Origin of the sequence: Ancylobacter sp. 3268 (genome assembly GCF_031456575.1) — a bacterium.
In the GTDB taxonomy this organism is placed as follows: domain Bacteria; phylum Pseudomonadota; class Alphaproteobacteria; order Rhizobiales; family Xanthobacteraceae; genus Ancylobacter.
The window spans coordinates 121,102-129,741 of sequence record NZ_JAVDUX010000017.1 but is presented as its reverse complement, the minus strand read 5'-3'; the positions used below and the strand labels follow the sequence as shown (position 1 = coordinate 129,741).

General features: G+C 68.7%; 7 protein-coding genes and 1 pseudogene. 5 read left to right on the top strand and 3 right to left on the bottom strand.

Annotated elements, in window-relative coordinates:
- From J2X65_RS21685 to J2X65_RS21675, 3 genes and pseudogenes are all read right to left on the bottom strand, one after another.
- Positions 1–203 (bottom strand): annotated as a pseudogene (locus J2X65_RS21685) (hypothetical protein); the annotation flags it as partial.
- Positions 187–447, bottom strand: coding sequence for a helix-turn-helix domain-containing protein (locus tag J2X65_RS21680; protein ID WP_404977774.1), 261 nt, complete (start codon positions 445–447; stop codon positions 187–189). The gene J2X65_RS21680 and the pseudogene J2X65_RS21685, both read right to left, overlap by 17 nt.
- A gap of 98 nt (positions 448–545) precedes the next feature.
- Positions 546–1,403 (bottom strand): AraC family transcriptional regulator, encoded by an 858-nt coding sequence (locus J2X65_RS21675; protein WP_310205690.1) that lies wholly within the window; start codon positions 1,401–1,403, stop codon positions 546–548.
- A 231-nt stretch (positions 1,404–1,634) separates the two neighbouring features.
- Here J2X65_RS21675 and J2X65_RS21670 point away from each other — a divergent pair, with 231 nt between their 5' ends.
- The 5 genes from J2X65_RS21670 to J2X65_RS21650 are packed head-to-tail and all read left to right on the top strand — an operon-like array spanning position 1,635 to position 8,638.
- Positions 1,635–3,905, top strand: coding sequence for a TonB-dependent siderophore receptor (locus J2X65_RS21670; protein ID WP_310205669.1), 2,271 nt, complete (start codon positions 1,635–1,637; stop codon positions 3,903–3,905).
- A 13-nt stretch (positions 3,906–3,918) separates the two neighbouring features.
- On the top strand, positions 3,919–4,713 hold the full coding sequence (locus J2X65_RS21665) for an ATP-binding cassette domain-containing protein (RefSeq protein WP_310205666.1): 795 nt from the start codon (positions 3,919–3,921) through the stop codon (positions 4,711–4,713).
- Positions 4,710–5,597, top strand: coding sequence for an ABC transporter substrate-binding protein (locus tag J2X65_RS21660; protein ID WP_310205663.1), 888 nt, complete (start codon positions 4,710–4,712; stop codon positions 5,595–5,597). Before J2X65_RS21665 ends, J2X65_RS21660 begins: the two co-directional genes overlap by 4 nt.
- Positions 5,590–7,542 (top strand): Fe(3+)-hydroxamate ABC transporter permease FhuB, encoded by a 1,953-nt coding sequence (gene fhuB / locus J2X65_RS21655; protein ID WP_310205661.1) that lies wholly within the window; start codon positions 5,590–5,592, stop codon positions 7,540–7,542. The genes J2X65_RS21660 and fhuB overlap by 8 nt, the downstream gene beginning before the upstream one ends.
- Positions 7,535–8,638: a siderophore-interacting protein gene (locus J2X65_RS21650; protein WP_310205658.1), complete on the top strand. Its 1,104-nt coding sequence runs from the start codon at positions 7,535–7,537 to the stop codon at positions 8,636–8,638. Before fhuB ends, J2X65_RS21650 begins: the two co-directional genes overlap by 8 nt.
- The last annotated feature ends 2 nt before the right edge of the window (positions 8,639–8,640 follow it).

The following is an 8,640-nucleotide window of genomic DNA, read 5'->3' as shown; positions in this document are numbered from 1 at the left end:
AATTTCATCATGAACTCGCTGACGGCGGCATCGATGTTCACCGCCTGGTCGCTGACCTTGGCGAGCGTCATGCCGAGCGGCAGATTGTCGGCGATTGCCCTGGAGCGCGCCTCGAGCGCCTTGCCGAGCTCCAGCCCGTTCCAGCCCTGCTGCATCACCACGGCGAGCATGATGGCGGGCTCGCCGTCATGGCGGATGATGTATCAGCTCGACGCCGCCGGTGAGTGCGATTTCCGGATGGAAGGTCAGCAGGGCGTTGAGGATCGCCAGCGCGCGATCGGTGGCGCCGAGGAGTTCCCTCGCCTCATGGATGTCCTGGAACACCTGCCATTTATGCGCAACGGCATCCGGCTTCACCGCCTTCGCTAGCCGTTCAGTCTCGGAGTGTGATTGAATCAGTCGATCTGGCTCTACATTCCGGGAGGGACTATGGGCCAGAGACTCCATGGCAGCGCCACGAACCCCGCACGCCATCCGCGCTGCGATACCGCGATCGAAGGCTCCGCTCAAAGGGTTAGCCACGAGGTACGGGCTCTGACGCCCCTTCAGGCCCGGCGCTCGCGGCGCCAGGCGGCGGGGGTGGCGCCGACCTTCTTTCGGAACAGCCGGGTGAGGTGGGCCTGGTCGAAGAAGCCGGTCGTCGCGGCCACCTCGGTCAGCGACATGTCGGTGGCGAGCAGCAGGTCCTGCGCCCGCTTCAGCCTTGCATTGGTCTGCCACTGGTGCGGCGGCACGCCGGTCGCCGCCTTGAAGGCATGGCTGAAATAGCTGGGCGACAGGCTCACCAGCTCAGCCAGCTCCTGCAGCCGGATCGCCCGCAGGCAGTTCTCCTCGATGTAGTCGACCACCCGCCGAAGTTGCCAGGGCGCCAGCGAGCTGCGCTTGCGCTTCTCGGCCGATCGCAGGAAATCGATGAACAGCGCCGTGGTCAGGCTGTCGCCATAGAGGTCGTGGAAGGCGGCTGGGCCCTGGCACTCGCCGGCGAGCAGGTTGGCGAAGGTCATCAGCCGCTCGTTGTTGAACATCAATCGCGGCGTCTCGAAGGGCGCGGGCGCGAAATCCTCGGCGAGCCTGGTGCGCAGCGCCTCCAGGTCGAAATGCAGGTCGAGGTGGCGCAGATAGGTGTTGCCGGTGAAGCGCGACCACAGCGGCACGCCGGCCGGGATGAAGCTGATCTGGCGCGGCACATGGCGTCTCGGCATGGCCGCGCGGTCGGGCGAGAGCAGCAGCTCGAACTCGCCGCCGGCCTGATCGAGCAGCACGAACAGGCGCGGATGCTCGGAGATGTATTCCGCCCGCGCGCCGACCGCCCCCTCCGCTTCCCACAATTCGACAAGCACCCCGCTCCAGGAACGGCGATGGCCATCGCCCAGCACGGAAATGCCCTCGCGCTTCGACGTCATCCTGGGGACGAACACCGTTCTCCTCGCTTCCTTTTGCGCGTTATAAATTTGCCAGACCACCTTTGCCTTCAATAGACCAAAAACGTACAAGATGTGGCAGAGGTGCACAATCATCCAGAAGCATTGATTGGTACCAGAGGCTGGACGCTTCTGATGAACATCCAAAGGTATACCTCTTTTGAATGTTTCTTATCTGAACGTCACTTGCGAGGATTATTTGGAACGTTTGCAATGTATGGGAAGTCTTTCAAGCTCTGGCTGTTGAGCGGCACCGTAGTGGCGACCGTGCCTTTCCTGTGCGGGATGGCATTCGCGCAGGAAACGACGTCGTCTGACGAGAACACGGTCCAACTCGACACCATCTCGGTGGAGGGACAGCAGAGCGGGACGGGTCCGGTCAACGGCTATGTCGCCACCCAGACCACCACCGGCATGAAGACGGACGTTCCCATCACCGAAATCCCGCAATCCGTGTCGGTGATCGGCCGCGACGAGATCGACGACCGCAAGGCGCTCAAGCTGGACGAGGTCATCCGCTACAGCGCCGGCGTGTTCGCCGCGCCCTACGGCAACGATCCCGACACCGACTGGTTCTACATCCGGGGTTTCAACGCCACCCAGACCGGCGTCTTCCTCGATAATCTCTCGCTCGCCAGCTACGCCTTCGGCGGCTTCCAGATCGATCCATTCATGCTGGAGCGGGTCGAGATCCTGAAAGGCCCGTCCTCCGCACTCTATGGCGGCTCGAATCCGGGCGGCCTGGTCAACATGATCAGCAAGCGCCCGATGGACGATCGCTTCGGCTATGTCGAAGGCGGCATCAACAATTTCGGCAACGCCTATTTCGCTTTCGACATCAACGACGTGTTCGGCGGTCGGGTCGGCGGCAATGCCGGCGATCCGGATGTGGTCGGCAAGGCCGCGCCCATCGCCGTGCCCGATAATCCGGTCTGGGCCTACCGCATCACCGGTCGTCTCGCCGGCGGCGACTACTACACCGACTATGGCGAGGACCTGCGCGGCACGATCATGCCGCAGATCACCTACCGCCCGTCCGAGCAGACCAAGATCAACGTCTACGCCCAGTTCTCGGCGCTCGACCAGACCCATACCGGCAACGGCTTCCTGCCCTATGTCGGCACGGTGGTGCCGGCCTCTTTCGGCAGGATTGCCCGCGACGCCTTCTTCGGCGAGCCGGACCTCGACAATGGCCGCTACACCCAGTTCCTGCTCGGCTACGAGTTCGAGCACCAATTCGAGAATGACTGGGTATTCAAGTCGGCCTCGCGCTACGCCTATCTGAACAAGCACGAGATCGGGCCATATCCTTACGGCTATGCCCCCGGCCCCTTCGGCTTCGGCAACGGCTTCACGCCGGTCGCGCCCGACAATCTGCTCTACCGCATCGGCTTCGAGGGCGCGAGCGGCGTCGACGCCTTCGCCAGCGACAACAATCTCTCCAAGAAATTCTCGACCGGCCCGGTCGACCACGACGTCCTCGTCGGCGTCGACTACAACCTCTACAACCTCTCCAACCTGCAGGCCTCGGGCGGCGGCACGCCGATCAGCGCCACGGATCCGATCTACGGCGCGGCACAGGGCGAGACCTTCGTCTATCTCGACCAGGAGCTCACCCAGCAGCAGTTCGGCGCCTACATTCAGGACCAGATGCGCTTCGGCGACGGCTGGATCGTCACGCTGAACGGCCGCTACGACTATCTCGACGTCGATTCCGAGAGCCCGGCATCGCTGCCCTTCTCGCCGAACTACAAGTCGGACGACACGGCGTGGACCGGCCGCGCCGGCCTCGGCTACGAGTTCAAGAACGGCCTCACGCCCTATGTCAGTGTGTCCAGCTTCTTCAACCCGGTGATCGGCGTCAGCGCCGTCGACGATCAGGGGCTGAAGCCGGAAGAGGGCTACCAATACGAGGCGGGCATCAAGTACGAGCCCACCTTCATGGATGCGCTGGTCACCGCCTCGGTGTTCGAGATCAACCGCCAGAACGTGCTGGTCGCCGATCCGCTGCCTCCCTTCCTCAGCCGGCAGCTCGGCGAGGTGCGCGTACGCGGCTTCGAGATCGAGGGAAAGGCCAACGTCACCAGGAATTTCCGGGTGCTTGCCAGCCTGACCGTGCTCGATCAGGAGATCACCGAGGACCTCGATCCGACGCTGATCGGCAATACGCCGATGACGGTGCCGGACGTCCTCGCCTCGGCCTGGGCCGACTACAAATTCGACGCCGGCTGGCTGAAGGGTGTCAGCGCCGGCGCCGGCGTGCGCTACATCGGCTCGTCCTGGGTCGACAACGCCAACACGCTGAAGGTGCCGAGCGCCACCGTGGTCGACGCGGCGATCCGCTACGATCAGGAGACCTGGGGCGTGGCGCTGAACGTCAGCAACATCTTCGACGAGGTGTATGTGTCCGGTTGCCAGGGCTATTCGGTCTGCGGCTATGGCGATCCGCGCACCATCACCCTCTCGGCCCACTACAAATGGTGAGAACGCGCCCCTGATGCCTGCGCCTGCTTCCGTGCTCGCCTCCTTCGAGCTCGCCGATGTCCGCTATGATGTGCCGGGCCGGGCCATTCTCGGCCCGGTTTCGCTGTGTCTTGAGCCCGGCCGCGTCTACGGCCTCGTCGGACCGAACGGCTCGGGCAAGAGCACGCTGATGCGCCTCATCGCCCGCGACCTCGTTCCCTCCGCCGGCGCGCTGCGCTTCGCCGGCCGCGCCATCGGCGACTGGGTCGACCGCGCCTTCGCGCGCAAGGTCGCCTTCCTGCCGCAGTTCACGCCCGCTTCCGACGGGCTGAACGTGCGCGAGCTGGTGGCGCTCGGCCGCTATCCCTGGCACGGCATGCTGGGCCGCTTCGGTGCCGGCGACGCTGCCAAGGTCGAGGCGGCGCTGGAGCGTACCGGCCTCGGCGCCTTGGCCGAGCGGGCGGTGGACACGCTGTCGGGCGGCGAGCGCCAGCGCGTCTGGCTGGCGCTGATGCTGGCGCAGGATCCGGAATGGCTGCTGCTCGACGAGCCGACCTCGGCGCTCGACATCGCCCATCAGGAGGAGATGCTCCAGCTGCTGCGCCGCCTCAGCCGCGAGCACGGGCTTTCCGTCATCGTGGTGCTGCACGACATCAATCTCGCGGCACGCTATTGCGACGAGATCGTCGCCCTCGGCCGCGGCGCCATCATCGCCCATGCGGCGGCGGGCGAGATCATGCGGCCGGACCTGCTCTCCGCCATATACGGCCTGCCCATGGGCGTCTTCGCCCATCCGGTCAGCGGCACGCCGATCGGCTACATCGCGTGATTCCTCCCCATCCGATAAGCCGCCGGGCGCTGCTGGCCGCCGGCACCGTTCTAGCTTTGCCGGGCCTCGCCCGGGCGGCATCGATGCGCGCGGCGACGCTCGACTGGGCGATACTGGAGACGCTATTGGCCCTCGGCCATCCGCCGGTCGCCGCCACCGAGCTGATCCAGTTCCGCGAGATCGCGGTCGAGCCGCCGGTGCCGGACAGCGTCGCCGACCTCGGGCTGCGCGGCCTGCCGAATCTCGAGACGCTGCTGCTGGCGCGGCCCGACATCATCTTCAACTCGAACTTCTACGTGGCGCTGGAGCCGCGCCTTGCCCGCATCGCCCCGGTGGAGAGTTTTTCTCTCTACCTGCCCGGCCGCGCGCCCTATGAGCCGATCACTGCAATGACCCGTGCCATCGCCGTGCGGTTCGGCGCGCCGGACGCGGCCGATGCCCTGCTCGCCCGCGCCGAGGCGGATTTCGCGAAAATGCGCAACCGCCTCACCGGCGTCTCGCGGCCGGTACTGCCGCTCAATTTCGGCGACGCCCGGCATTTCCGCACCTTCGGCTTCGACAGCATGATCGGCGAGGCCCTGCCGCGTCTCGGCGTCACCAATGGCTGGACCGGCTCCACCTCCTATTCTGCTACCGCGCCGGTCAGCATCGAAGCGCTGGCCGGTTACAGCGAGGCATGGCTCGCGGTGATCGGTCCGGTGCCGCCGGATGTGGCTCCGGTACTGGCGCGCAGCGCCTTCTGGCAGGCGTTGCCTGCGGTGAAGGCGGGACGGGTACTGTGGCTTAGCCCGGTCGATCCCTTCGGCGCCATCCCGTCCGCGCTGCGCTTCGCCCGGCTGCTGACGCAGGCGTTGGCTGCGGCGGAAGGCGCCTCCCGTGGCTGAGGTTCTGTTCCATCGCCTGTGGGGTCTGATCGCGCTCGCGGCCGCCTGCGCCGCCGTCGCCGCCGTGGCGACCCGCCCGGGCGTTCCCGGCCTCGACGATGTCATCCTCTGGCAGGTCGAGCTGCCGCGCGTGGCGGTCGCCCTATTGGCCGGCGCGGCGCTCGGCCTGTCCGGCGCGCTGCTCCAGCGCGTGCTGCGCAATCCTATCGCCGACCCGTCGACGCTCGGCATCGCCTCCGGGGCGCAGCTGGCGCTCACTTCGGCCCTCGCCTTCGCGCCGGCGCTGATCGAGGCCAGCCGCGAGGCCGTGGCGCTCGCCGGCGGGGCGGGCGCGGCGGCGCTGGTGCTGGCCCTCGGCTGGCGGCGCGGGCTCGACCCGGTCGCCGTGGTGCTGTCGGGCATGATGATCGCGCTGGTCGCCGGCGCGCTGAGCGCGACGCTGATCCTGTCGCGCGGCGACTATGTGCTGTCGCTGTTCATCTGGGGCGCCGGCGCGCTCGACCAGCAGAGCTGGGATAGCGCGATCACCCTCGGCACGCGCCTCGTGCTCGGCCTTGCCGCCGCGGCGCTGCTGGCCCGCCCGCTGGCGCTGCTCGGGCTGAACGATGCCGAAGCTCGCAGCCTTGGCCTGAACCTCGCGGGCGCGCGCCTCGCCGCCATGGCGGTGGCCGTCTGGCTCGCCGCGAGCGTGACGGCGGAGGTCGGCATTGTCGGCTTCGTCGGGCTGGCCGCGCCCGCCTTCGCCCGCCTCGCCGGCGCGCGCACCTCGCGCCAGATCGCGCTCGCCGCACCGTTCATGGGCGCGCTGCTACTCTCACTCACCGACAGCCTTGTGCAACTCGCCGGCAGCGGCGGGCGCGACCTCGCCCCCACCGGCGCCGCCACCGCGCTGCTGGGCGGGCCGCTGCTCCTCTGGCTGCTGCCGCGCGTCCATGCGGTCGACCGGCTGCGCCACGCCACGGCCGCCGCGGCGCCGCGGCGCCGCCTGCGCCGTCCGGCGAGGCTGCTCGCTCTGCTCACCGTCGGCACCCTGCTGCTGGCCGTTGCGGCCCTCGCCATCGGCCGTACCGCCGAAGGCTGGCACATCGCCGGCGGCGAGCTGTTCGCACAGCTTCTGCCGTTCCGCGGCCCGCGCCTTGTCGCCGCCGGCGCCGCCGGCGCGATGCTGGCGGCGGCCGGGCTGATCCTCCAGCGCATGACCGGCAATCCGATGGCGAGCCCGGAGGTACTCGGCGTCAGCGCCGGCGGCGGGGTCGGGCTGGCAGCGCTGCTGCTCGCCGGCGTCGCGGCCGGGCCGCTCGTCATCGCCGGCATGGGGGCAGGAGCGCTCGCCGCGCTGCTGGTCATGCTCGCCGTGGCCGCGCGCTCCGGCTTCGGGCCGGAGCGGCTGTTGCTCGCCGGGCTTGCCTGCGGCGCGCTGTGCATGGCGATCCTCTCCACCGTGCTCTCCAGCGGCGGTATGACCGCTTATATGCTGCTCGTCTGGATGTCCGGCTCGACCAACCGGGTCGGGCCGTTCGAGGCGTGGAGCGCGCTCATCGCCGCGCTCGTGCTGATCGGCCCGCTGTTCCTGCTCACCCGCTGGCTTACCGTGCTGCCGCTGGGCGGGCGGGCGAGCCGCGGCTTGGGCGTACCGGTGCGCAGGGCGCGGGTGACGCTCGCCATACTAGCGGCCCTGCTCACCGCCATGGCCTCCTTCGTGGTCGGACCCTTGAGCCTCATCGGCCTTATGGCTCCGCACCTCGCCCGCCTCACCGGCTTCACGCGCGCCCGCGATCAGCTGGCGGCGGCGGTGATCGTCGGCGCGGCGCTGCTGATCCTCGCCGACTGGCTCGCCCGCCTCGTGGTGTTCCCCTATCAGGTGCCGACCGGGCTGTTCGCGGCGCTGATCGGCGCCCCCTACCTCATCTGGCTGCTCTGTCGCGGAGGTCCGCAGCATGACTGAACGCCCGCTCGTCGCTCTGGCCCGCGTGAAGCTCGCCGACCCGCTCGGCACTGCGCAGGCGCTCTGCGCGCATTTCGTCGCGCATGGCGCCGTCACCCGCACGCCGACGGGGGGCGTCATCGACAGCCTCTTCGGCCGCGCCGAGCTGCGGGCGGAGGGCGCGCATCTGCATCTGCGTGCCGAAGGAGCGGATGCCACCAGGCTCTATGTCGTGCGCAACGCGCTGGCCGAGCATCTTGCGCTGTTGGTCGGCGAGGATATGCCCGCCTTCGCCTGGTCCGGCGACGCGCCGATAGAGCGCGCCATCCCGTTCTTCCACGCCATGCATGTCGCCGGCACCCGGCAGATCACCCCGCGGATGCTCCGGGTCACGCTGGCGGGGGTGGACGTCGCCGCCTTCGAGAGCGGAGCCGGGCTGCATGTCCGCCTGCTCATTCCACCCAAGGGCCGGGCGCCGGTCTGGCCGGCCGCAGCGCCGGACGGGCGCACGCTGTGGCCGAAGGGCGCGGACGCACTGGCCCGCCGCGTCTACACGGTGCGCCGCGTCGACCGCGCGGCGGGGAGCATCGATGTCGACATGGTGCTGCACGAGGACGGGTGCCATCCCGCCCCCGGTTCCGACTGGGCGGCCGCCGCCCGGCCGGGCGATCCGATCGGCGTGATGGGACCGGGCGGTGGCCTGCCGCCGCAGGCCGACTGGTATGTGCTCGCCGGTGACGAGACGGCCCTGCCGGTCATCGCCCGCATTGCCGAAGGTCTTCCCAGCGGGTGCCTTGTGCATGCCTTGATCGAGGTGGCGGATGCCTCGGAAGAGCAGCCCATCGTCTCGAAAGCCGATCTCCGCCTGTCCTGGCTTCACCGCAACGGCGCGCCGGCCGGCTCCACGGACCTGCTGGAACGCGCGCTTCGCGGCATTCAATGGCCGACCGACGGACGCGGCCATGTGCTGGCCGGCTGCGAGCACCGGACGGCGCGGGCGATTCGCGCCTTCCTTGTCGGCGCGCGCGGCATGGCGAAGAAGGACGCCCACGTCGCCGCCTATTGGCGGCAGGGATGCAGCAGCGACACCGCCGCCGAGGAGCAGGACCGGGAATAACC